Source organism: Streptomyces sp. NBC_00019 (assembly GCF_045041015.1).
Taxonomy (GTDB): domain Bacteria; phylum Actinomycetota; class Actinomycetes; order Streptomycetales; family Streptomycetaceae; genus Streptomyces.
The window spans coordinates 8,162,570-8,185,278 of the sequence record NZ_CP108302.1 but is presented as its reverse complement, the minus strand read 5'-3'; the positions used below and the strand labels follow the sequence as shown (position 1 = coordinate 8,185,278).

The 22,709-nt window shown below is 71.1% G+C and carries 19 protein-coding genes and 2 pseudogenes; 10 read left to right on the top strand and 11 right to left on the bottom strand.

Annotation, left to right across the window (positions count from 1 at the left end):
• Complete coding sequence (locus OHU89_RS38265; protein WP_405649524.1) at window positions 1-789, top strand: polysaccharide deacetylase family protein; 789 nt, start codon at window positions 1-3, stop codon at window positions 787-789.
• A 15-nt stretch (window positions 790-804) separates the two neighbouring features.
• Here OHU89_RS38265 and OHU89_RS38260 read toward each other — a convergent pair whose 3' ends face one another.
• Entirely contained in the window at window positions 805-2,019 is a 1,215-nt protein-coding gene (locus tag OHU89_RS38260) for a cytochrome P450 (protein WP_405649523.1), read from the bottom strand.
• A gap of 115 nt (window positions 2,020-2,134) precedes the next feature.
• Entirely contained in the window at window positions 2,135-3,148 is a 1,014-nt protein-coding gene (locus tag OHU89_RS38255) for a DUF2278 family protein (RefSeq protein ID WP_405654819.1), read from the bottom strand.
• 184 nt (window positions 3,149-3,332) lie between these two features.
• Between OHU89_RS38255 and OHU89_RS38250 the strand changes: the two genes are divergently transcribed.
• The 4 genes and pseudogenes from OHU89_RS38250 (at window position 3,333) to OHU89_RS38235 (ending at window position 4,681) form a co-directional block, all read left to right on the top strand.
• The gene (locus OHU89_RS38250; protein ID WP_405649522.1) at window positions 3,333-3,773 is read left to right on the top strand and encodes an SRPBCC family protein; all 441 of its coding nucleotides are present in this window, start codon (window positions 3,333-3,335) and stop codon (window positions 3,771-3,773) included.
• A gap of 82 nt (window positions 3,774-3,855) precedes the next feature.
• Window positions 3,856-4,008, top strand: a pseudogene (locus OHU89_RS38245) (class I SAM-dependent methyltransferase); the annotation flags it as partial.
• 103 nt (window positions 4,009-4,111) lie between these two features.
• Entirely contained in the window at window positions 4,112-4,357 is a 246-nt protein-coding gene (locus tag OHU89_RS38240) for a hypothetical protein (protein ID WP_405649521.1), read from the top strand.
• Between the two features lie 81 nt (window positions 4,358-4,438).
• Window positions 4,439-4,681: a hypothetical protein gene (locus tag OHU89_RS38235; RefSeq protein WP_405649520.1), complete on the top strand. Its 243-nt coding sequence runs from the start codon at window positions 4,439-4,441 to the stop codon at window positions 4,679-4,681.
• A 19-nt stretch (window positions 4,682-4,700) separates the two neighbouring features.
• Here the strand turns inward: OHU89_RS38235 and OHU89_RS38230 are convergent, their stop codons facing one another.
• From OHU89_RS38230 to OHU89_RS38210, 5 genes are all read right to left on the bottom strand, one after another.
• Window positions 4,701-5,852 carry an XdhC family protein gene (locus OHU89_RS38230; protein ID WP_405649519.1) on the bottom strand — a complete coding sequence of 384 codons (1,152 nt, stop codon included), beginning with the start codon at window positions 5,850-5,852 and terminating at the stop codon, window positions 4,701-4,703.
• Window positions 5,853-5,895: 43 nt separating this feature from the next.
• Window positions 5,896-7,353 (bottom strand): NCS2 family permease, encoded by a 1,458-nt coding sequence (locus OHU89_RS38225; protein ID WP_405649518.1) that lies wholly within the window; start codon window positions 7,351-7,353, stop codon window positions 5,896-5,898.
• 221 nt (window positions 7,354-7,574) lie between these two features.
• Window positions 7,575-9,971: a xanthine dehydrogenase family protein molybdopterin-binding subunit gene (locus OHU89_RS38220; RefSeq protein WP_405649517.1), complete on the bottom strand. Its 2,397-nt coding sequence runs from the start codon at window positions 9,969-9,971 to the stop codon at window positions 7,575-7,577.
• 2 nt (window positions 9,972-9,973) lie between these two features.
• The gene (locus OHU89_RS38215; RefSeq protein WP_266886455.1) at window positions 9,974-10,576 is read right to left on the bottom strand and encodes a (2Fe-2S)-binding protein; all 603 of its coding nucleotides are present in this window, start codon (window positions 10,574-10,576) and stop codon (window positions 9,974-9,976) included.
• The gene (locus OHU89_RS38210) at window positions 10,576-11,466 is read right to left on the bottom strand and encodes a xanthine dehydrogenase family protein subunit M (protein WP_266886457.1); all 891 of its coding nucleotides are present in this window, start codon (window positions 11,464-11,466) and stop codon (window positions 10,576-10,578) included. The genes OHU89_RS38215 and OHU89_RS38210 overlap by 1 nt, the downstream gene beginning before the upstream one ends.
• Window positions 11,467-11,832: 366 nt before the next feature.
• Here OHU89_RS38210 and OHU89_RS38205 point away from each other — a divergent pair, with 366 nt between their 5' ends.
• Together OHU89_RS38205 and OHU89_RS38200 are read left to right on the top strand one after the other, a co-directional pair.
• On the top strand, window positions 11,833-13,515 hold the full coding sequence (locus OHU89_RS38205; protein ID WP_405649516.1) for a PucR family transcriptional regulator: 1,683 nt from the start codon (window positions 11,833-11,835) through the stop codon (window positions 13,513-13,515).
• Between the two features lie 127 nt (window positions 13,516-13,642).
• Window positions 13,643-14,416 (top strand): hypothetical protein, encoded by a 774-nt coding sequence (locus tag OHU89_RS38200; RefSeq protein ID WP_267014551.1) that lies wholly within the window; start codon window positions 13,643-13,645, stop codon window positions 14,414-14,416.
• Window positions 14,417-14,543: 127 nt separating this feature from the next.
• Here the strand turns inward: OHU89_RS38200 and OHU89_RS38195 are convergent, their stop codons facing one another.
• A complete protein-coding gene (locus OHU89_RS38195; protein ID WP_405649515.1) occupies window positions 14,544-15,428 on the bottom strand; it encodes a GntR family transcriptional regulator in 885 nt (294 codons plus the stop codon).
• A 168-nt stretch (window positions 15,429-15,596) separates the two neighbouring features.
• On the opposite strand from OHU89_RS38195, the gene OHU89_RS38190 reads away from it, so the two are divergent.
• Both OHU89_RS38190 and OHU89_RS38185 read left to right on the top strand, forming a co-directional pair.
• Window positions 15,597-16,442: a (2Fe-2S)-binding protein gene (locus tag OHU89_RS38190; RefSeq protein ID WP_405649514.1), complete on the top strand. Its 846-nt coding sequence runs from the start codon at window positions 15,597-15,599 to the stop codon at window positions 16,440-16,442.
• A 305-nt stretch (window positions 16,443-16,747) separates the two neighbouring features.
• A complete protein-coding gene (locus OHU89_RS38185; RefSeq protein ID WP_266820968.1) occupies window positions 16,748-17,791 on the top strand; it encodes a DUF2637 domain-containing protein in 1,044 nt (347 codons plus the stop codon).
• 90 nt (window positions 17,792-17,881) lie between these two features.
• Here OHU89_RS38185 and OHU89_RS38180 read toward each other — a convergent pair whose 3' ends face one another.
• A complete protein-coding gene (locus tag OHU89_RS38180) occupies window positions 17,882-18,334 on the bottom strand; it encodes an ATP-binding protein (RefSeq protein ID WP_405649513.1) in 453 nt (150 codons plus the stop codon).
• Window positions 18,335-19,160: 826 nt separating this feature from the next.
• Window positions 19,161-19,775, bottom strand: coding sequence for a hypothetical protein (locus OHU89_RS38175; RefSeq protein ID WP_405649512.1), 615 nt, complete (start codon window positions 19,773-19,775; stop codon window positions 19,161-19,163).
• Between the two features lie 226 nt (window positions 19,776-20,001).
• Here OHU89_RS38175 and OHU89_RS38170 point away from each other — a divergent pair, with 226 nt between their 5' ends.
• Window positions 20,002-21,381: a helix-turn-helix domain-containing protein gene (locus tag OHU89_RS38170; RefSeq protein WP_405649511.1), complete on the top strand. Its 1,380-nt coding sequence runs from the start codon at window positions 20,002-20,004 to the stop codon at window positions 21,379-21,381.
• Here the strand turns inward: OHU89_RS38170 and OHU89_RS38165 are convergent.
• A pseudogene (locus OHU89_RS38165) lies at window positions 21,378-22,696 on the bottom strand (thiamine pyrophosphate-dependent enzyme). The gene OHU89_RS38170 and the pseudogene OHU89_RS38165 overlap by 4 nt on opposite strands.
• Window positions 22,697-22,709: the final 13 nt, after the last annotated feature.

Here is a 22,709-nt window from a genome sequence, read left to right as displayed (position 1 = left end):
ATGCCTTCTGCGACCAACAAGATGAACAAAACGGGGAACAGGTTCCGAGCGGCGTTGATGTCGGCGGCGGCAGCATCCTTGGCGCTGTCGCTGACCGGCTGCGGGTCGCTCGACACGACCGCGCCCAGCGCCGCCCGGAACCAGGCCGCGGCCACCGCACAGGTGGCCCGGTTCGGGACCGTCGACTGCCGCGAGGCCAAGTGCGTCGCGCTCACCTTCGACGCCGGGCCCAGCGAGCACTCCGCCCGGCTGCTCGACATCCTCAAGGAAAAGCAGGTCCCGGCGACCTTCTTCCTCCTCGGCAAACGGCACATCGAGAAGTACCCGGACCTTGTCGGACGCATGGCCGACGAGGGCCACGAGGTGGCCAGCCACACCTGGGACCACAAGATTCTGACGAAGCTGACGCCCGAGGAGATACGCGAGGAACTGGAGCGCCCCAACAAGGAGATAGAGCGGCTCACCGGGCAGAGACCGACGCTCATGCGCCCGCCGCAGGGCCGGACGAACGACACCGTCCACGACATCTGCCGTGAGCTGGGCATGGCGGAGGTGCTGTGGAGCGTGACCGCCAAGGACTACAAGACGAACGACTCCGCGCTGATCCAGAAGCGCGTGCTCGACCAGGTGTCCCGCGACGGGATCATCCTGCTCCACGACCTCTACGACGGCACCGTGCCGGCCGTGCCCGGGATCATCGACGCGCTGAAGGCGCGGGGGTATGTCTTCGTGACCGTGCCGCAGTTGCTGGCCCCCGGGAAGGCCGAGCCGGGCAAGGTGTACCGCTGAGGCCTTGCGGGGCGTTCACCAGGTGAGGCGCAGACGGTACGGGGAGCGGTGGATCATCGTGGGCCGCATCTCGACCGGCAGGCCGTCCGCCAGTCGCAGCCCGGGCAGCCGTCGGGTCAACTCCTCCAGGGTGAGCCGGAGTTGCTCACGGGCGAGCTGGGAGCCGGGGCAGCCGTGCACACCGAACCCGAAGGCGAGATGGCGGCCCGGAGCACGGGTGATGTCGAACTCGTCGGGGCGCGGATGGCGGGCGGCGTCCCGGTTGGCGCCGCCGAAGGCCACGAACACCGTGGCCCCGGGCGGGAGTTCGGTTCCGGCGACAGTGACGGGGCCGGTGGTGACCCGGCGGAACCCCTGCAGGGCGCTGTCGTAGCGGGCGGCCTCCTCGACGGCCGCCGGAATCCGCTCGGGCTCGGCGCACAGCAGCTCCCACTGCGCCCGGTGCCGCAGCAGGTGCAGGACCGTCGTCCCGATGAGCGCGGTGGTGGTGAGATGCCCGGCGATCAGCAGGTTCTGAAGATGGGCGACGAGTTCGTGACGGTGCTCCAGGGTGAGGTCACCGGGTTCGGCGACGGAGCCTACGAGCTCCGTGCACAGGTCCTCGCGGGGCTCGGCGTGCCGTTCCCGCACATACCGGTCCAGCGTGTGCTGCATCGCGACGACGTCCTCGGCGGCGGCGACCTGCTCGGCCTCCTCCAGTGGACGGAACAGCAGCTCTTCGGCGCGATGGCCGCCGTGCACGACGCCGGGCACATCCTCGGGATCGAGACCGACGACGCGGCCGATGACGTCGCCGGGAAGCTTTCCGGCGTACGCCGACATCAGCTCGACCTCGCCGTCCTTGGCGAACCCCTCGACCAGGTCGGCGGCGCGCCCGGCGGCATACGGCAGGACGGCGGCGACCCGCGCCGGGGAGAGCCCGCGGACGATCGGCGCGCGCAGCTCCTGATGCCGGTCGCCGTCGGAGGTGACGACGACGGGCCGCCCGCCGAAGCCGCCGCCGAGGACGGCGAGCGCGGCGGGCGAGGGAAGCACGTCCGGGATGAGCGCGTTGACCGACGAGAAGTCCTCGGGCCGGCGGAGGACTTCTCGTACATCGGCGTCCCGGGCGACCAGCCAGGCGTCCAGCTCGTCGAGGTACGTCAGCCCGTCGGCGTGCCGCGCCCGCTCGTAGTGCGGATAGGGATCGCGCTGCAACTCATCACGTCTCCACGGCAGTTCACGGTCCACGGGACGCCCTCCGGCCGCTGGTGGTGCGGGGTCGCGCTCATGGTGCCGTACGGGTGTACGGATGCGATAGACGTCATGACGTCATCGGGCCATGCCTGTCGCCCCGTTCATCCGGTCAGAAGACGACGGACCACCCCTCCCTCGCCGCCTGGTCCTTGGTGTACGAAACTCCGTGCGCCTTGAGTCCCTTGGCGTCGAGGAGGGTGATCTCGCCGCCGTGGTTGCCGAGTCGGGCTCCGTTCGCGCCGAGCGGGACGACGAGACAGGTGCCGGGGGCGAGCGGACCGCCCGACACCGGGGACTTCTGGCCCAGCCGGTCCCCGATACGCCAGCCGGTGAGGTCGACGGGATCGGGCGAGGCGTTGAGCAGGGTGACCGTCTCCGCCTCGGGTGCGGGGCCGCGCGGGTTGACGAGCGCCGCGACGATCCGGACGGGCAGGCTGTCCGGCTCGGGCCGGTTGCCCTCGACGTCCTCCAGGGCGTGGCCGGTGACATCGTCCGTGTGCCAGGACTGGCTCTGGAAGGCGAGGAAGATCCCCACCCAGCGGTCCTGGCCGGGGAAGTGGATGAGCATCCCGCCGTCCTGCCAGACACCGTCGTCGCCACGGAACTTCCGGCTGTTGCCCTGGTTCATGTGGATGTCGTGAATGCCGTTGCCGGGCAGGAAGCCGAACACCTTGTCCTTGACGCGGGGTTCGGGCCCGAAGCGCTCGCCGAAGACGTACAGCCGGGCGTCCGGGTCCGCGACGGCACGCCGTACGTAGTGATCGAGGATGTCGGCCAGGTCGTCGTCGGTGCCGGGGGCGTCCGGGGGCAGGGTGCGCATCTTCGCCGGGTCGAAGAGGTTGCCGCGCACGAAGTCGAGGTTGGGGCCGCCGGGGCCGGGCGGCAGGGCGTTCCACCCACTGCCGAGTCCCGCGAGCCGACCGGTGACCGGGTGCCGGAAGTCCTCGTCGACGAGGTAGAGCAGCTCCGAGGGCCGCTCCTGGGACAGCACGTTGACGGCGGCGCGGTAGTGGACGTCCTGATCGTCGGTCAGATGGATCTGGTAGTGCGGGGTGTCGACGGCGCCCTCGCGCCGGGTGTCGACCGCCCGTGTGATCAGTACGCCGTAGGCCTTCAGTGGCATGGTGACCAACTCCCCCTGGGGGCGGGCGGAATGCCCACCCATGGTCGGAATCGTAGGGGTTGCGGGCCATGGTGCGGAGCGGGTTCACCGGGTGTACGCCCGTCCGACGACCGCCGAGGGGGCCAAGTATGTGAGCCGGATATGAATACGGCGCTGAGCTGGCCGGATTCCCTAAGATCGTCGCGTGGTCAACTTCCTCCTCGAACGCACGCCACCGCTTCCCCCCGACGAGGCCTGGCGCCGCCTCACCCAGTGGCCCCGCCATGGCGAGGTGGTCCCGCTGACCCGCGTCACCGTGGAGACCGCGGGGCCGACGGGTACGGGCACGGTCTTCGTCGCCCGCACCGGGGTCGGCCCCCTCACCTTCGACGACCGCATGGAGGTCACGCTGTGGCGGCCGCCGGCACCCGGTGCGGCCGGGCTGTGCCGACTGGAGAAACGCGGCCGCGTGGTGACCGGCTGGGCCGAGATCGAGGTCGGCCCCGGGCCGGGCGGGCGCAGTCGGGTGGTGTGGCGGGAGGAACTGGGGTTCCGGTTCCTGCCCGGGGTGGTGGATCCGGTGGTGCGGCGGGTGGCCGGGTATGTGTTCGGGCGGGCGGTGAATCGGCTGTTGAGGAAGGCGTGACAGGCGGTTGGGCGTGAGTCGGGACGGCTGGGAGGAGCGCTTCGCCGCGGGGCGGGGCTTCCGGGGTGTCGACGCGCACGAGATGCGGCTCTTCCGGCAGGCGGTGCGGCCACCATCCGGTGCGCGGGTACTGGACGTCGGGTGCGGCCTGGGCGGGTACGCCGCCGAGCTCGCCCGCCTCGGCTGCGACACGCTCGCCGTCGACTGGGCGGAGGCGGCGGTGGCGGCGGTGCGGGATCGGTACGCGGAGCTGGAGCCGCGTCTGGAGGCGGGCCGCCTGGACTTCGAGAACGCGGCGGAGGTGGCGGCGCGCGCTTGCCCCGGCCGGGTTCGACGTGGTGACGATGCGGCTGGTGCTGGCGTTCATGGCGGACAAGGCGGCGGTCGCGCAGCGGGTGCGCGGGCTGCTGGCGCCGGGCGGTGTGTGGGTGGTGACGACTCCGCTGACGGGGCGGCTGCCCGAGGAGCGAGGCAGCATCGGGCTGACGGCGGAGGACGTCGCCGTCGTCACGGACGGCTGGGGCCGAGGGCGGTGGTACGACCTGGAGCCCGGCGGGGTGCGCTGCTTCGTGCTGCGTGCGTAGCGGGCACCCGACCTGACCCTGTGCGCCCCGGGAGACGACCCCCGTCACGCGCCAGGCGTAAAGACCGCGCTCCTGGAGCGCGTGGGTGCCACGGAGGCCGAGGTCCCGGCCGTCGTCAAGGGCAAGCACGTGACTCTGTGCCCCAGGCAGCCCGCCGAACACGAGGGCAAGCTGGAAGTGCCTGCCCGGGATCCCCAGGTCGTGGGGCAGGAGCTCAAGTGCGCGCACAACAGGGCGTTCGACAAGGTGCGTGAGGGAGACAAGGTGTACTCCATGTTCTGGGACGGCAGGGACTCCCTCGCCGACATCCACCACCGTCTGTGACCCGCCACGCCTGAGCTCCTCAGGCCACCGACCCGATCCGCCCCACCGTCGACGACATCGCGTCGTGATGGATCGGCGTATGCGCCCCCGTCAGCGAAACCCCGCTCCCCCCACGCCGGTTGGCGACGATCTCCGCCCCGATCGACAGGGCCGTCTCCTCCGGTGTGCGGGCGCCCAGGTCCAGGCCGATGGGGGACCGCAGTCGGGTCAACTCGAGTTCGGTGACGCCGACTTCGCGGAGGCGTTCGTTGCGGTCGAGGTGGGTGCGGCGGGAGCCCATCGCGCCGATGTAGGCGACCGGCAGACGGAGGGCCAGTTGCAGCAGCGGTATGTCGAACTTCGCGTCGTGGGTCAGGACGCACAGGACCGTGCGGGCGTCGACCTCCGTGCGCTTCAGGTACTTGTGGGGCCACTCGACGACTATGTCGTCCGCGTCCGGGAAGCGGGCCGCCGTCGCGAACACGGGGCGCGCGTCGCACACCGTGACGTGGTACCCCAGGAACTTCCCGACCCGCACCAGCGCCGACGCGAAGTCGATCGCTCCGAAGACGATCATCCGAGGCGCCGGGACCGAGGACTCGACCAGGACCGTCAGCGGGGCCCCGCAGCGGGAGCCCTGTTCGCCGATCTCCAGGGTGCCCGTGCGGCCGGCGTCCAGGAAGGCGCCGGCCTCGGCCGCCACCGTGCGGTCCAGTTCCGGGTGGCCGCCGTAGCCGCCGTCGTACGAACCGTCCGGGCGGACCAGCAGCACGCGGCCCACCAGGTCCGACGGGCCCGACACGATCCGGGCCGTCGCCGCCGCCTCGCCCGACGAGGCCGCGGCCAGAGCCGCCGCCGCCACCGGACGGACAGGGTCGCCCGCCCGTACCGGCGTGACCAGGATGTCGATGATGCCGCCGCAGGTCAGACCGACCGCGAAGGCGTCGTCGTCGCTGTAGCCGAAGCGTTCCAGGACCGTCTCGCCGTCCTGAAGCGCCTGTTGGCACAGCTCGTACACCGCGCCCTCGACACAACCGCCGGAGACCGAGCCGATCGCCGTGCCGTCGGCGTCCACCGCGAGCGCGGCGCCGGGCTGGCGAGGGGCGCTGCCGCCGACGGCCACCACGGTGGCCACGGCGAAGTCGCGTCCCTGCTCGACCCACCGGTGCAGCTCTTCGGCGATGTCCAGCATCTCTCGGTCTCCTTCACAACAGCGGTCGTGGGCAACAGGGCGGCTAGTGCACGCCCATCCAGCTCTCAATGGGACTGAGGGCGAAATAGACGAAGAAGATCACTGTCAGGGCCCACATGAAGGCCCCGATCTCCCGCGCCTTGCCCTGGGCGACCTTGATCGCGACGTACGAGATGACACCCGCGGCGACGCCCGCCGTGATCGAGTACGTGAACGGCATGATGACGACGGTCAGGAAGACCGGGATCGCCGTCGCGCGGTCCGCCCAGTCGACGTGCCGCGCGTTCATCATCATCATCGCGCCGATGACCACCAGGGCCGCCGCCGCGACCTCGCCCGGCACGATCGCCGTCAGCGGGGTGAAGAACAGACAGGCCGCGAAGAACAGGCCGGTGACGACCGAGGAGAGGCCCGTGCGGGCTCCCTCGCCCACGCCCGTCGCCGACTCCACGAACACCGTCTGGCCCGAGGCACCCGCGACACCGCCGATCGCACCGCCGGCGCCGTCGATGAAGAGGGCCTTCGACAGACCCGGCATCCGGCCCTGCTCGTCGGCCAGCTCGGCCTCCGTGCCGACGCCGATGATCGTGGCCATCGCGTCGAAGAAGCCGGCCAGGACGAGCGTGAAGACGATCATGCCGACCGTCATCGCGCCGACCTCGCCCCAGCCGCCGACCTCGACGTTGCCGAAGATCGAGAAGTCCGGCATCGAGACCGCGCTGCCGTGGAGTTCGGGAGCACCGCTCGCCCACTGGCCGGGGTCGATGACGTCGAGGGCGTTGAGCACCACGGCCAGGACCGTGCCGCCGAGAATGCCGAGCAGGATCGCGCCGGGGACACCGCGCGCCTGGAGCATGAAGATCGCGAGCAGGGTCACCGCGAACAACAGCACCGGCCAGCCCGCGAGTTCACCCGCCGGGCCGAGCGTCACCGGGGTCGCCTCGCCCTGGTGCACGAAGCCGGCCTTGTAGAAGCCGATCAGGGCGACGAAGAGGCCGATACCCATGGTGATCGCGTGCTTGAGGGCCAGCGGGATCGCATTCATGATCATCTCGCGGAGGCCGGTGACGACCAGCAGCATGATGACCACGCCGTACATCACGCACATGCCCATGGCCTGCGGCCAGGTCATCGCGGGGGCGACCTGGGAGGCCAGGACGCCGGAGACGGAGAGGCCGGCGGCGAGGGCGAGCGGCACCTTGCCGAAGAAGCCCATCAGCAGCGTGGAGAAGGCCGCCGCGAACGCGGTCGCGGTGATGAGGGCCTTCTGGGCGAGCGTGTCCCCCGCCGCGTCCTTTCCGGACAGGATCAGGGGGTTGAGCAGCAGGATGTACGCCATCGCCATGAAGGTGGTCGTACCGCCGCGCACCTCGCGCGCGACCGTGGATCCCCGCTTGGATATGTGAAAGTACCGGTCGAGCCAGGACCGTCCGGCCGGGACGCGGGTGCCTTCTCCCGCGTCGTCGGCAACGGTCTTCGGCTCCAGTGACTGCTGGGTCATGTGGGCCTACTCCCAAGGTTCACAGGGGCACCCGTACCAACCGCTTTTGCGGCTACGGGATTTGGGAAGGTGCTTCGGCCGCACGACCCGGGGGACGGCCCGAGACGAACGATCAGATCTGGTACTGGGACATGCTTCAGGTGCCGCGAGCGGTGCGGGACCTGGTGCTCCGGGCGGCGCGGTGAAGTGTGACGTTCCCGCGCGCCGCCCGGAGAGCTTTGCTACGCCGTTCCCGTGAGGTGTTCGGGACGTACCGGCGTGCGGTCGAGCTCCAGCCCGGTCGCGTTCCGGATCGCCGCGAGGACGGCCGGGGTGGACGACAGGGTGGGGGCCTCGCCGACGCCACGGAGCCCGTAGGGGGCGTGGTCGTCGGCGAGTTCGAGCACGTCGACGGGGATGGTCGGCGTGTCGAGGATGGTGGGGAGGAGGTAGTCCGTGAAGGAGGGGTTCCTGACCTTCGCGGTCTTGGGGTCGACGACGATCTCCTCCATGACGGCGATGCCCATGCCCTGGAGCGTGCCGCCCTGGATCTGGCCGATGACGGACAGCGGGTTGAGCGCCTTGCCGACGTCCTGGGCGCAGGCCAGCTCGATGACCTTGACCAGGCCGAGCTCGGTGTCCACCTCGACGACCGCGCGGTGCGCGGCGAAGGAGTACTGGACGTGGCCGAAGCCCTGTCCGGTGCGCAGGTCGAAGGCCTCGGTCGGACGGTGCCGCCACTCCGCCTCGACCTCGACGCTCTCGCCTTCGAGCACGTCGACCAGGTCCGCGAGGACCTCGCCGCCGTCGGTGACGACCTTGCCGCCCTCCAGGAGCAGCTCGGCGGTGGCCCAAGCGGGGTGGTACGAGCCGAACTTGCGGCGGCCGATCTCCAGGACCTTCTCCCGGACCAGCTCGCAGGAGTTCTTGACGGCGCCACCGGTGACGTACGTCTGACGCGACGCGGACGTCGAACCGGCGCTGCCCACCTGTGTGTCGGCCGGGTGGATGGTCACCTGTGCGACACCCAGCTCGGTGCGGGCGATCTGCGCGTGGACGGTGACACCGCCCTGGCCGACCTCCGCCATCGCGGTGTGCACGGTCGCGACCGGCTCGCCGGCGATGACCTCCATGCGCACCTTGGCGGTGGAGTAGTCGTCGAAGCCCTCGGAGAAGCCGACGTTCTTGATGCCGACCGCGTAGCCGACACCGCGGACGACGCCTTCGCCGTGCGTGGTGTTGGACAGGCCGCCCGGCAGCTGGCGTACGTCGGCGGCCTCGCCGGCCGCGAGCCACTGCTGCTCCGGCGGCATCGGCATCGCCTTGACACGGCGCAGGAGTTCGGCGACCGGGGCGGGCGAGTCGACCGGCTGCCCGGTCGGCATGATCGTGCCCTGCTCCATCGCGTTGAGCTGACGGAACTCCACCCGGTCCATGCCGACCGCGTCGGCCAGCTTGTCCATCTGCGCCTCGTAGGCGAAGCACGCCTGGACCGCGCCGAAGCCGCGCATGGCGCCGCAGGGCGGGTTGTTGGAGTAGAGGGCGATGGCCTCGATGTCGACGTCGTCGACCACGTACGGGCCGATCGACAGCGAGGAGGCGTTGCCGACGACCGCCGGGGAGGCGGAGGCGTACGCACCGCCGTCCAGCACGATGCGGCACTTGACGTGGGTGAGCTTGCCGTCCTTCGTCGCCCCGTGCTCGTAGTAGAGCTTGGCCGGGTGGCGGTGGACGTGCCCGAAGAAGGACTCGAAGCGGTTGTAGACGATCTTTACGGGCTTCCCCGTCCGCATCGCCAGCAGGCACGCGTGGATCTGCATTGACAGGTCCTCGCGGCCGCCGAAGGCGCCGCCGACGCCGGAGAGCGTCATCCGGACCTTGCTCTCGGGCAGGCCGAGGACCGGGGCGATCTGCTTGAGGTCGCTGTGCAGCCACTGGGTGGCGATGTAGAGGTGGACGCCGCCGTCCTCGTCCGGCACCGCGAGACCCGACTCGGGGCCGAGGAAGGCCTGGTCCTGCATGCCGAAGGTGTACTCGCCCTTGACGACGAAGTCGGCGCGCTCGGCGGCCGCTGCGGCGTCGCCGCGGAGGATCGGCTGGCGGTGCACGATGTTCGGGTGCGGGACATGGCCGATGTGGTGGTCGTCGCGGCCCTCGTGGACGAGGATCGCGTCCGGGGCGGTCGCGGAGGCCTCGTCGGTGATGACGGGCAGCTCGCGGTACTCGACCTTGATCTTGGCGGCCGCGCGGCGCGCGGTCTCCGGGTGGTCGGCGGCGACGATCGCGACCGGCTCGCCGTGGTGGCGGACCTTGCCGTGCGCGAGGACCGGGGTGTCCTGGATCTCCAGGCCGTAGTTGCGCACGTCCGTCGGCAGGTCGTCGTACGTCATGACGGCGTAGACGCCCGCCATGGCGAGGGCCTCGGAGGTGTCGATGGACACGATCTCGGCGTGCGCGACGGTGGAGCGGAGGATCTGGCCCCAGAGCATGTCCTCGTGCCACATGTCGGACGAGTACGCGAACTCACCGGTGACCTTGAGGGTGCCGTCCGGCCGGAGCGTGGACTCGCCGATGCCGCCCTTGGTCTGCGAACCCTGGGTGATCTTGGTGGGCGCGCCGCTGGTGGGTTTCGTAGGCATGGTCAGACCGCCTCTCCCTGCCGGGCGGCCGCGAGGCGGACCGCGTCCATGATCTTCTCGTAGCCGGTGCAGCGGCACAGGTTGCCCGACAGCGCCTCGCGGATGTCCGCGTCGGTCGGGTTGGGGTTGCGCTCCAGCATCTCGTCGGCGGCGACCAGCAGACCCGGGGTGCAGAAGCCGCACTGGACGGCTCCGGCGTCGATGAACGCCTGCTGGATCGGGGAGAGTTCGGTGCCCTCACCGGTCTGCGAGTCCTGGCCCTTGGCCGCCCACTGCTGGGCGTCCTGGACGGACGTACCCGGCTTGCCCGACGTACCGCAGGCACCACTCGCGCAACCGCCGTGCTCGGCACGCTGCTTGGCGAAGTCCGCCAGGCCCTCGACGGTGACGACCTCGCGGCCCTCGACCTGACCGGCGGCGACCAGACACGAACACACCGGCACGCCGTCCAGACGGACCGTGCAGGAGCCGCACTCGCCCTGCTCGCAGGCGTTCTTGGAGCCGGGCAGGCCCAGGCGCTCGCGCAGGACGTAGAGCAGGCTCTCGCCCTCCCAGACGTCGTCGGCTTCCTGCGGACGGCCGTTGACCGTGAAATTGACGCGCATTACGCGACTCCCTCCGTGCTGGCGGCGGTGCCGCGGTACGACTCCCACGCCCAGGTCAGCGTGCGGCGGGCCATGATGCCGACCGCGTGGCGGCGGTAGCTCGCCGTGCCCCGGACGTCGTCGATCGGGTTGCAGGCACCGGAGCACAGGTCCGCGAACTGCTTGGCGACCGACGGGGTGATGATCTTCCCGTTGTCCCAGAAGCCGCCCTCCGCGAGCGCCGCGTTCAGGAACTCCTCCGCGGCCTTGGCCCGGACGGGGGTGGGCGCAGCCGAACCGATGCCGGTGCGGACGGTGCGGGTCTCGGGGTGCAGCGCGAGGCCGAAGGCGCACACGGCGATGACCATGGCGTTGCGCGTACCGACCTTCGAGTACTGCTGCGGGCCGTCGGCCTTCTTGATGTGGACCGCGCGGATCAGCTCGTCGGCGGCGAGCGCGTTGCGCTTCACGCCGGTGTAGAACGCGTCGATCGGGATCAGGCGCGAGCCGCGCACCGACTCGACCTCGACCTCGGCGCCAGCCGCGAGGAGGGCGGGGTGGGCGTCGCCGGCCGGGGAGGCGGTGCCGAGGTTGCCGCCGACGCCGCCGCGGTTGCGGATCTGCGGGGAGGCGACCGTGTGCGAGGCGAGCGCCAGGCCCGGGAGCTCGCCGCGCAGGTTCTCCATGATCGCGGTGTACGGGACGGAGGCACCCAGCCGGACACTCTCGTCGCCGACCTCCCACTCGGTGAGGTCGGTGATCCGGTTCAGGTCGAGCAGGTACTCGGGCCGCCGGTGGTCGAAGTTGATCTCGACCATCACATCGGTGCCGCCCGCAATGGGCACAGCGGTGGGGTGCTCAGCCTTGGCGGCGAGCGCCTCCTCCCAGCTGGCGGGGCGAAGGAAGTCCATGACCGGCTCTCTTCTGCGTCTCGTGGGTCGTACGGATCGAGCCAAACCGTGTGCGGCGGGACCGGCTCGTTCATGTGCTGTTTACGCGGAGTGGGCTCAGTACACAGCGGTGTGCTCCGACGGGGTCAGTCACGGAAACTCTGAAGGAGTTGGCTGGTCGGGGCAGGCATCTTGTAGATTCGTATGAACGGGGGTCCTCAGTAACCTCCATGTTTTCCTGCGGAAACGCGCGACACAGTGGGCGTGACCTGGGACACAGCCCGGAAGGCCGGGAGACGTGCCCTCAGCCCACCTGGCGGGCCTCTGTCATCACAAGACCCTCAAAGTTCATCGTAGATTTCGAGACAAAGATCGGCGGCGACGAGAATGCGGCTGCGCGCACTGCTGGACACCGACGCGCTGGGCCTGCGGCTGCTCGGCGGCGAGGACGAGCTGGATCGCACCGTGCGGGGTGTGATGACCACCGACCTCCGTGACCCGAGCCGCTATCTCTCGGGCGGGGAGCTGGTCCTGACGGGCCTGGCCTGGCGCCGGGACGCCGAGGACTCCGACGCGTTCGTACGGATCCTGGTGCAGGCCGGGGTGGCCGCGCTGGCCGCCGGTGAGGCCGAGCTGGGCAATGTGCCGGACGACCTCGTGCTGGCCTGTGCCCGCAACCGGCTCCCGCTGTTCGCGGTGCACGAGTCGGTGGCGTTCGCGACGATCACCGAGCATGTCGTACGGCAGGTGTCGGGCGAGCGCGCCGGAGATCTCGCGGCGGTCGTGGACCGGCACCGCCGGATGATGGCCTCGGGCCCGGCGGGCGGCGGCCCGGACGTGGTCCTGGACCTGCTGGGCTCCGACCTGGACCTGCGGGCGTGGGTGCTGTCGCCCACCGGGCGGCTGATCGCGGGCTCGAAGACCACGGGCCCGGCGCTGCCCGCCGACATCTGCGCGAAGCTCGCCGCGGAGCACCTGGCCGCCGCCCGCACGGGCCGCCGCGGACCGCACCGGCTGCCGCTCGGCTCGACGACGTACTCGCTCTTCCCGGTCCGCAGCAGCGGCCGCTCCCCGCAGGCCTCGCGGGACGTGCGCGAGACGGTCCTGTCGGACTGGCTGCTGGCCGTCGAGGCGGACGCCGGGGACTGGCCCGAGGAGCGCCTGGACCTGCTCCAGGGCGTCACCCAGCTGATCTCGGTCGAACGGGACCGCAGGGACGCGGCGCGCACGGTCCGCCGCCGACTGGCCCAGGAGGTCCTGGAGCTGGTCCAGACGGGCGCCGCTCCCGCCGAGATCGCCGCGCGCCTCAGGGTCGCCGCGCCGGTGCTGCTGCCCGGTCTCGGGGCCGCCCCGCACTGGCAGGTCGTCGTGGCCCGCGTCGAGTGGGACGGCGGGACCGCCGGGGAGATCGAGAGCGGCGCGGTCGCCCAGTCGCTGCTCGAGGAGATCCTGGTCGACCCGCTGTCCGCCGGGCCCGAGCACTCCGACCGCATCGCCGTGGCCCACACGGGTGACGAGGCCATCGCGCTCGTCCCGCTGCCGGCCGTGTCGACCGAACACGACGGCTCGGAGGCGGGGATCCTCGCCGATGTGCTCCTGGAGTCCGTACGGGACCCCCTCGCCGCCGGTCTGGACGACGACGGCCGGGTCACGCTGGGCGTCAGCGCGGCCGTGCACTCGGCGGAGGGGTTGCGGGGCGCGCTGGAGGAGGCGCGGCACGCCCGACGGGTGGCGGCGGCGCGGCCGGGCCGGGTGTGTGCGGCGGGCCATCAGGAACTGGCCTCGCACGTCCTCCTGCTCCCTTTCGTGCCCGACGACGTCCGCAGAGCCTTCACCGCGCGGCTGCTGGACCCGCTGCGCGACTACGACCGCCGCCACCGCGCGGAACTGATCCCGACCCTCGAGGCCTTCCTCGACTGCGACGGTTCGTGGACGCGTTGCGCGACCCGTCTCCACCTGCACGTCAACACGCTGCGCTACCGGGTGGGGCGAATCGAGCAGTTGACGAGTCGTGACCTGTCGAGGCTGGAGGACAAGCTGGATTTCTTCCTGGCACTGCGGATGAGCTGAAACCTGGCGGGGCCAGGGAACCCACGACTTTGTGAAATCCTTCACCCACCCCCTTGGCCGGGCCACGGAATTCGTGCTGAGATGCGGCCACCACTCAACAGCTCAATGGTGTGCCGGGGAGGGCGAGGTGGCGTATACCGCCATGTCTGGTAACGGAACGACCCCTGACGATCCACTCCAGACCGCGGTATGGCGGCTGCGCTCACGCGCGTGCTGGGTCGACGCAGCGGCGCTGCTCCAGCCGGTGGAGGCGGGATCCGCGCTGCAGCGGGCGTCCTTGCTGGTCGAGCGATGTCTCTACACCGAGCAGGGATGGCAGGAGGCCGAGGACGCGCTGCGGATCGCGGAGGCGCTGGCGCACACCGACGAGGAGCGGGGTGCGGCCGCTTGTGAACGCGGGCATCTTGCGTATGCCGCCACGCTGCACGGGGTGCGGGACCGGGCCGACGAGGCGCGGGCGGCGCTGGGGCGGGCGGCGGCGTTGATCCCTCCGGGGGCGGCGGGGCGGGCCTTGCTGGACTTCCGGCGGGGGTTGCTGGCGGAGAACCTGGCGCGTTCACCGCAGTCGGCGCGGGCCGCGTATCGGCGGGCGCATGCGGGTGCGGTGGCTCATGCCGATCCCCTGCTGCTGTCCTTCACTTGGCGTCACCTCGCCGGACTCGCCCTTCGGGACGGCGAGTTGGCCGAGGCGCGGCACGGCTTCGCCGAATCCCTGCGGATCCGTGAGGAGTTGGGATATCTGGTCGGCACGGCCCCGGCGCTCGCCTCCCTCGCGGACGCGGAAGTCGAGCCGGAGGCCTCGCGGTTGCGGGAGGAGGCTCGTCGGCTGTTCCGTCTGCTGGGCGGGGTACCGACGTGGCTGTCCCAGCAGTTGGCACCCCCACCGGCGGCCACGGCCTGAGGCTTTTTTCGCCCCCGCCGCCCCTACCCGTTCCCATCCCCAGGGGCTGCCGCCCCTTCGACCCCGCTCCCAGGGGGCGCAGCCCCCAGGGACGGGACGGGAAGGGGCGGCGGGGGCGAGAAACGCCTCAGCTCGCGCCCGTGAAGTGTTCGCCCACCAGCACCCGCACCACATCCACGTCCCCGGCGATCAACGCGTCCAGCAGCGCGGTGTGTTCCGCCGCGTCCGCCACGAGTTCCGCGCGGCCGCGGGAGGTGGGGGCGCCGACGAGGGGCCACTGGGCCCGGCGGTGGAGGTCGTCGGCGATCTGGACGAGCTGGTCGTTGCCGGCGAGGGCGAGGACGGCGCGATGGAAGGCGCGGTCGGACTCGGCGTACGCCGCCCGGCTCCCGGTGGACGCGGCCCGCACCGTCGCCTCGGCGAGCGGCCGCAACTCGGCCCACCGCTCGACCGTCACGGTACGCGCCAGCCGCAGCATCACCGGCACCTCGATCAGCGCACGCACCTCGGCCAGTTCACCCAGCTCCCGCGCCCCCCGCTCCACGACCCGGAACCCGCGGTTGGGCACGACCTCGACGGCACCCTCCAGCGCGAGCTGCTGCATGGCCTCACGGACCGGCGTCGCGGACACCCCGAAGCGGTCGCCGAGAACGGGCGCCGAGTAGACCTCACCGGGCATCAGCTCGCCGGAGACCAGCGAGGTCCGCAGGGCGTCGAGGATCTGCCCGCGCACGGAGGCCCGCTGCACGACGGGCCGGACGGGCGGCTCGGCGGGGGGCCGGTCGGCACGGACCTGCGGGGCGACCGCGTCGTCGGTACGCGTGCGCTCGGTACGGGGCTCCGGCACACAGCCCTCGGGGCGCGGTCGCGCCACGCCGACCGGAGGTACGGCCGGCTCGGGACGGGGCCGCTCGCCGTGCGTGTGCTCACCCCTCGCCGCCGTGAGCTGCGGCGGTACACGTACCGCCGGTGGAACCCCCGTCCCGGTGGAGCCCTGCGCGCTCGGCTTCACGGGTCCTCCTCCGGACGTGTCGGTACTTGGGGTCATTACGGCGGGTTGTTACTCGTCCGTCAAGCACCTTAGGCGCAGAAGCCCCTGGTTCAAATCCCGGCGATCTTGGGTAAGGTTAGGCTTGCCTTCAAAACAGTCGTACAACTGTCTTGGATCGGTGGACCCCGCATGACCGTGCGCACCTCGGCCCTCACCGACGCCTACAACCGTCTGACCGAGGCCTTCCCGGGATTCACCGTCGCGGAGCTGGACAGTGCGGACCAGGCCCCGCGGGGCGGCGGCTGGGTCACCGCCACCTCGCTCGCGGAGGGCGGGGCCGGCCTCGACGCCTTTCTGGCGTGGGACGACACACAGGTGCTGCGGGACCACGGGCGCAGCGGACGCCCGGACGTCATAGCGAGCTTCGGGCTGCACCGGTACGCCTGGCCCGCCTGTCTGCTGATCACCGCGCCGTGGTTCCTGCAGCGCCGGGTGCCGCGCTTCCCCGTGACGCATGTCTCGTACGACCGGACCGAGGGGCCGATGGCCTTCGCCGTGCGGACCGGCGCCTTCACCTGCCTGCCCGGCGATCCCGCCGCCGCGCTGCCCGGCGCCCGCGTCGTCCCCGACGAGGAGGCACTGCGGGCCGAGGTACGGGAAGCGATCGCCGAGCACCTGGAGCCCATGCTCGGCGGGTTCGGGCCGCGGATGCGGCGGCGCGGGCGGGCGCTGTGGGGCATGGTGACCGACGAGATCGTCGAGGGGCTCTGGTACGTCGCCCAGCTGCTCGGCGAGAGCGAGCAGGCGCGGGCCCAGCGGGAGCTGGAGCTGCTGCTGCCGGGCTCGACGAAGCCGTACGTCGGCGCGGCGGCCTTCCGGCAGCTGACGGGACCGCGCGGCGAGGCGCTGCCCACCCGGGACCGGGCCAGCTGCTGCATGTACTACACACTGGAGCCCGAGGACACCTGCGCCACCTGTCCGCGCACCTGCGACGCCGACCGTGTCGTCAAACTCCTGGCCGAAGCCGCCAGTTGAGGGCCCCTCAGGCGCGGGTGCGAGCGGACGTCCCGTAAGATCATCCGCGAACAGGGCTGCCACTCGGTTACAGGCGATTCACAATTTCCTCACCTGGCGCAGGAACTTTCCGTGGAACCACCCGTACGGGTAGTCTTATTCGAACTCAACTCCCGCCCCTCACGCGGCAGTTCGAGCAGAACGCCGCCTTGGGCATTCCCTTGCACCTCCTTGGCGGCCTCTTGCCCCGAAACCCCCTGAGGGCCAGTGGGATTGGGCCACTATGGCGGGCGTTACACGCCCTATCCCAATGCAAGGGACCCCAGATGAGACTGACCGACATATCGCTGAACTGGTTGCTTCCGGGCGCCGTACTGCTCCTGGGCATGCTGGCAGCGGTAGCGGTGCTGGCGCGCGGCAAGCGGTCCGCCGGGGAGCATGCCAAGACCGAGGACTCCTGGGAGCGCAGCGAGGAGCGCCGCAGGCGCAAGGAAGCCATATACGGAACGGCCTCCTATGTACTCCTCTTCTGCTGCGCCGCCGTCGCGGCCGCACTCTCCTTCAAGGGCCTGGTCGGCTTCGGTGAGCAGAACCTGGGCCTGGACAACGGCTGGCAGTACCTGGTGCCGTTCGGCCTGGACGGCGCGGCGATGTTCTGCTCCGTCCTCGCGGTGCGCGAGGCCAGCCACGGTGACGCGGCCCTCGGCTCCCGGATACTCGTATGGACGTTCGCCGGTGCCGCGGCCTGGTTCAACTGGGTGCACGCGCCCCGGGGCCTCAGCCACGCGGGTGCCCCGCACTTCTTCGCCGGCATGTCCCTCTCGGCGGCCGTCCTCTTCGACCGCGCGCTGAAGCAGACCCGCCGGGCCGCCCTGCGCGAGCAGGGTCTGGTGCCGCGCCCGCTGCCGCAGATCCGCATCGTCCGCTGGCTGCGGGCCCCTCGCGAGACCTACAGGGCCTGGTCGCTGATGCTGCTGGAGAACGTGCGCAGCCTGGACGAGGCGGTCGACGAGGTCCGCGAGGACAAGCGCCAGAAGGAGACCGCCCGACTGCGCCGCCGCGACAAGGAGCGCATGGAGCGCGCCCAGCTCAAGGCCATCAGCCGCGGTCACCGCGGATTCATCGGCCGCGGTGGCGGCCGGCCGGGCGAGGCCCAGGCCCTGGAGCGGGGCTCCGACATGGTCTCCGCGGAGCCTGCCATATCGACGCCGGAGCAACTGCCCGTACGCTCACGGCCGTCCCTGCAGCCCGTCCGCAAGGGTACTGACCCCATCACCGTCGACCTCACCGCCGAGGACGACACCATGGCCCTGCCGCGACTCGACTCCCTGGAGCGCAAGCTCAAGGACCTCGAGCAGCAGTTCGGCTAGGCCTTCGGGCATCTCGGGAGGGGGGTACGGCTTCACGGCCGTACCCCCCTCCCGTTCGTCATGGGACACCGGCGTCATCCGGCTGCGATGTCATGCGGTCCCGGCGTCGAGTTCGAACCACACCACCTTGCCCACCCCGTGCGCCCGCACACCCCACGCGTCCGCGAGGGACTGGACGAGCACCAGGCCCCGGCCGTGCATACCGTCGTCGGCGTTCGGTACGCGCAGTCTGGGCCGGCGGGCCACGAAGTCCCGTACCTCGACCCTGAGTCCACCGGGTCCGACGGTGGCCGTCAGAACCGCGTCGTGGTCGGTGTGGATGAGCGCGTTGGTCACGAGCTCACTGGTGAGCAGTTCCGCTATGTCCGATCGCCCCGGCCTCCCCCATTGTCGTAACAACTCCCGGAGCGCCCTGCGGACTTCGGGCACCGCCCGCAGGTCCGCCTTCCCGAGTCTGCGCCTGAGCTGAGACGCCTGCGCCTGATTCCCGGCGCCCGCGGCCACGTCCTCCACTGTCTGTGCCGAGAAGGCCCCGATCGCCATGGGACCGCCTCCTCGCGCCTGCCTTTTCATGACCCCCGCCCGCGTGCCGATGTCGGTTCCCCTCCTGCTCGAACACGTTCACGGGATCCATGCCCCGTCGGGCACGCGCCAGTCATGTCGAATCATCAACGACCAGGTGTTCGGCCACGGTTGGGCCGCGCCGGAGCAGGGGCTGCCGTGCCACGGGCAAGGGCGCGCGGGGCGGCGGGCGCCGAGGATGGTGGGACGGGAGTGCGCGGTGGGGCCGCTCGTACGGCGCGGCCGGTGCGGGGTGGGCGTGCCGGTGGTTCCGGCGGGTGGCATGTGCCGCTCGGCGCCCGACAGACGCACCCTCCGCGAAGTACGGGGAAACCGCTGGTCGACGCGGAGGTTCCGGTTGGTGGCCACGAAGGGGCTCAAGACCTGCGCCGCCCCGGTCCTCTCCTGCGCACAGCGGTCCGCGCACTCACAGGCGTCCCCGGGGAGGCGTACGCCCGCCGATCATGGTGTGCCGGTTGGCGGAGGCGAGCCGGTGCATCCGCCCTCGCGGGCTGCGGCCGACCCGGTGGTCCGATCCCGGCTCCGGGTCCGCGCACTGAGGCGACGTGGTGACCGCAGGGCCTCGCACCCACCGTCCAGTGCGGGCTGCCGATCCGGTCGTAGCCGGCGAAGCCATGGGACGGCTGTTCCTGGACGCCCTGGGCGGAGCGGTCCTTTGCCCGCCGTGGAAACTGGCCTGAACTCGCCGCCTCCGCACCTGATGTCACACAGCGGGAGCCGCCCTCCCGTACCCCCGTCGCAGGAGGGCGGCTCCGCTTCTTCGGTTGGTCTCACACGAGGGCCGGGCTCAGTAGAGCTTGTTGACCGCCGTGGTGGTCGTCTTCTTGAACGCCTTCACCGGTGCGTTGTCGAAGTCGCCCATCTGCCCCCACTGCACGACGGTGACGGTCCGCCCGTCCCGGCCGACCGACAGCAGGTGGATGTCGGTGGCGCCCCAGGAGGCCTCGGTGTGCAGACCGTGGACGCGGGCGCCCTCCTCCACCGGCAGCGTGCCGTAGTTCTTGTACGTGGCGTCGATCTCCGGGTCGGCCTGCTCGATGCGCGTGGCACAGTCGCGCATGTCCTTGTTCAGACGGTCGGCGAGTGCCTTGGCCTTGGCGGTGCTGCCGACGACGATCGTGAGCTGCTGGGCGTTGGTCTCCAGCTCGGTGGTGAACGAGCGGTACCGGGAGTCGTAGCCGGGCATCGTCTCCCGCAGACAGCTCAGAAGTTCGTCCGGGACGCCGTCGGTGACCTTGCCTGCCTTCCAGGCGGATGAGGGGTGCGGCGGCAGTTCGGCCGCCGACAGGAATTTCGGCGCGGTCTGCGGTGCGGCGTCCGCCGGTGCGGCGAGCGTCGCACCGAGGGCGAGGCCCGTGACGGCGACGGCGAACAGGGCGCCGGCTCGGGTGCGCTTGGGCATGGGTGGTCCCCCGTGTACGAGTGAGTGCTTGGATGTGGAATGCCGCCGACGGCGGATGGTCGGTCCGGCCCGGTCGGTGCGACACCAAAAGCATCAGCCGTCACAGGCGGCCTGCGCAACAGCCGGCGCCCGATCCGCCACGGTGGAACCATCCCAGCCCGTCTGACGTGCAGGTATATGGGGTGCCTGGGATGGGGGCACCGGTCCGGGAGACACAGGGGGAACGTTGTCGGAACGGGACGGCGTGAACGAGGTCGCGGAATTCGCGGCACTGCTCACGCGGCTGAAGGAACGTACGGACCGCAGCTACGGCCAGCTGGCCCGGCGTCTGCACATGAACACCTCGACGCTGCACCGCTACTGCGCGGGTGACGCGGTCCCTCTCGACTTCGCCCCCGTGGAGCGCTTCGCCGCGTTGTGCGGGGCAACGGCGGAGGAACGGCTGGAGCTGCACCGGCTGTGGCTGCCGGCGGTGGCGGCACGGCAGCGGCCGCGGACACCGGTGGCGGAGGCCGGGCCCGCTCCTGACCCTGAGCCCACTCCCGAGCCCGCTCCTGATCCTGGACCCGCTCCCGAGCCCGAATCGGTACCGGAAGCCCAGCCGCAGGCCGAGCCGGAGCCGGTGCCGGAGGCCGAGACGGTCACGAACCTGGGCGCCCCTCCCGCCCCACTCCCCTGGTACCGCCGTCGGCGGATCCTGGTGACGACGGCCGTCGCCGTCGCGTCCGCCGCCACCCTCGTCGGCCTGTCCGCCCTGTCGAACGACCGCTCCCCGTCCGCCGATGCCGTACGCCCCACCGATCCCGGCCGTACGAGCTCGGCCGCTCCCGAGTCCCCGGGCCCCGGCACGTCGAAGAAGCCGAAGGGCAGCGCCTCGCCTTCGCCGGACCGGACCTCGCCGCCCGCCTCCCCCGGCGGGCGTACCCCCTCCCCGTCCGGCTCGGTCACCGGCGACAGCCCCACGGGCGGGGCGGGCCCGGGCGCCGCCGTGCCCCTGACCTGGACCGTCAACTCCCATGCCTGGAACCAGGGCTGCGGCCACGACTACGTGCTCGCCGCGCCGCCCGCGCAGGTCCCGCCGCCCCCGACCGCCCAGGACGCCGCGGTCTGGGCGGCGGCGCAGGACGCCCTGCACGGCCGTGACACCAACGTGCGGATCTCGGTGCAGGGCCGGAACTCCACGGCGGTGGTGCTCGAAGCCCTCCGTGTCCGCGTCGTCGGACGTGCGGCCCCGTTCGAGGGCAATTCCTATGCCATGGACAACGGCTGCGGCGGAGCCCTCACCCCCCGGTTCTTCTCGGTCGACCTGGACGCCGACCGTCCCGTCGCCCACTCGGAACCCGGCGGTGACCCCGAGGGCCCCATCCCCGCGATCCAGCTGCCCTACCGCGTCTCCGCGGAGGATCCGGAGGTGCTGCTGGTCACCGCGAAGACCGCGGCCTGCGACTGCAGTTGGTATCTCGAACTGGACTGGTCCTCGCAGGGCCGCACCGGCACCGTCCGTATCGACGACCACGGCAGCCCGTTCCGCACGAGTGCCATCAAGGGGCTGCCGCGCTACTCGTACGACACCTCCAACCGCCAGTGGGTGCCGTACGTGTCCTAGGGCCGCGGCACGTTACGGAGGTTGGACCGCGCCATCTGCAGCATCCGCCCCACGCCGCCGTCGAGCACGATCTTCGAGGCGGACAGGGCGAACCCCGTCACCATCTCGGTGCTGATCTTCGGCGGGATGGACAGGGCGTTGGGGTCGGTGACGACGTCGACGAGGGCGGGCCCCTTGTGTCTGAAGGCGTCCTTGAGGGCGCCGGCCAGCTGCTTGGGCTTCTCGACCCGGACACCGTGGGCACCGCAGGCGCGGGCCACGGCGGCGAAGTCGGGGTTCTTGTTGGTGGTCCCGTAGGAGGGCAGGCGCCACGTACTCGGGGTGGATCGGGACGTGCTTGTCGACCTTGCGGGTGTACGCCTTGACGACGCCTTCCAGCGCGTCGGCGTGCTTCTTGAGCATCCTGTCGAGGAACTTGCGGTTCTGCTTGGCCCGCACCCGTGGGGTGAGACAGCGCAGTGTCTCCTTCACATCGCCCCACACGGCGAGGTCGAGCTTGGAGCGGCGGCCCAAGTGCTCCGGGCGGACGTCGACCTGGGCGATCTTGACGTCGTCGGGGAGGAACGCGTTGTACGGGAAGTCGGTGCCGAGGAGGATCAGCAGATCGCACTCGTGGGTGGCCTCGCAGGCGGCGCCGTAGCCGAGCAGTACGCTCATGCCGACGTCGTACGGATTGTCGTACTGGATGTGCTCCTTGCCCCGCAGCGCGTGCCCCACCGGGGACTTGATCTTCTCCGCGAACTCCATGACCTCGGTGTGCGCGCCCGCGGTGCCGCTGCCGCAGAACAGGGTGACCTTGTCGGCCGCGTCGATCATCTCGACGAGCCGGTCGATCTCGGTGTCGCCGGGGCGGGGTCGTCGGCGATGTCACCAGGGAGGGAGACGACTTCGGGGCCGACCGCTTGCCTGAACGGTCGGCCCCTACATGGCACCTGCCGGGTGCCTCGGAGATCATCCTGCTGTCCGCAGTACGTCAGCCCGGGTGGGTCTTCTGGAATTGGCGTCCGCGCCGCCGAGATGACGACGATTCCTACCGCCCCCGGAGAGGCCTCGGTGGGTTCCTGCTTCACCAGCCCGAGCCGAGGTTTGCCTCGGTCTTACCAGGCCTCCACAGGCGCTTAGCGTCTCCGCCCGGCGGCGACTGCCGGGCCGTGTCCGTCCCGGCGGCTTGGAGCTTCCGGAGTCACCCTTCGCCCAACAACAATCAGCTTACCGCGATACGCAGTTGAGCAAGCACAGAACGTAGCCAGGGGCGTTCGGCTCCGGCGCGGACGAGGATGTCGACGAACTGTTCGGCGACGTTCTGCTTGGCCATGGATCCATCAATC

Excerpts from the sequence above, each read along its gene's own strand:
- OHU89_RS38265 (WP_405649524.1), top strand. The coding sequence starts at position 1 with ATGCCTTCTGCGACCAACAAGATGAACAAAACGGGGAACAGGTTCCGA.
- OHU89_RS38255 (WP_405654819.1), bottom strand. The coding sequence starts at position 3,148 with ATGCCACTGAAGGCCTACGGCGTACTGATCACACGGGCGGTCGACACC.
- OHU89_RS38230 (WP_405649519.1), bottom strand. The coding sequence starts at position 5,852 with ATGCTGGACATCGCCGAAGAGCTGCACCGGTGGGTCGAGCAGGGACGC.
- OHU89_RS38225 (WP_405649518.1), bottom strand. The coding sequence starts at position 7,353 with ATGACCCAGCAGTCACTGGAGCCGAAGACCGTTGCCGACGACGCGGGA.
- OHU89_RS38220 (WP_405649517.1), bottom strand. The coding sequence starts at position 9,971 with ATGCCTACGAAACCCACCAGCGGCGCGCCCACCAAGATCACCCAGGGT.
- OHU89_RS38215 (WP_266886455.1), bottom strand. The coding sequence starts at position 10,576 with ATGCGCGTCAATTTCACGGTCAACGGCCGTCCGCAGGAAGCCGACGAC.
- OHU89_RS38210 (WP_266886457.1), bottom strand. The coding sequence starts at position 11,466 with ATGGACTTCCTTCGCCCCGCCAGCTGGGAGGAGGCGCTCGCCGCCAAG.
- OHU89_RS38205 (WP_405649516.1), top strand. The coding sequence starts at position 11,833 with ATGCGGCTGCGCGCACTGCTGGACACCGACGCGCTGGGCCTGCGGCTG.
- OHU89_RS38190 (WP_405649514.1), top strand. The coding sequence starts at position 15,597 with ATGACCGTGCGCACCTCGGCCCTCACCGACGCCTACAACCGTCTGACC.
- OHU89_RS38185 (WP_266820968.1), top strand. The coding sequence starts at position 16,748 with ATGAGACTGACCGACATATCGCTGAACTGGTTGCTTCCGGGCGCCGTA.
- OHU89_RS38180 (WP_405649513.1), bottom strand. The coding sequence starts at position 18,334 with ATGGCGATCGGGGCCTTCTCGGCACAGACAGTGGAGGACGTGGCCGCG.
- OHU89_RS38175 (WP_405649512.1), bottom strand. The coding sequence starts at position 19,775 with ATGCCCAAGCGCACCCGAGCCGGCGCCCTGTTCGCCGTCGCCGTCACG.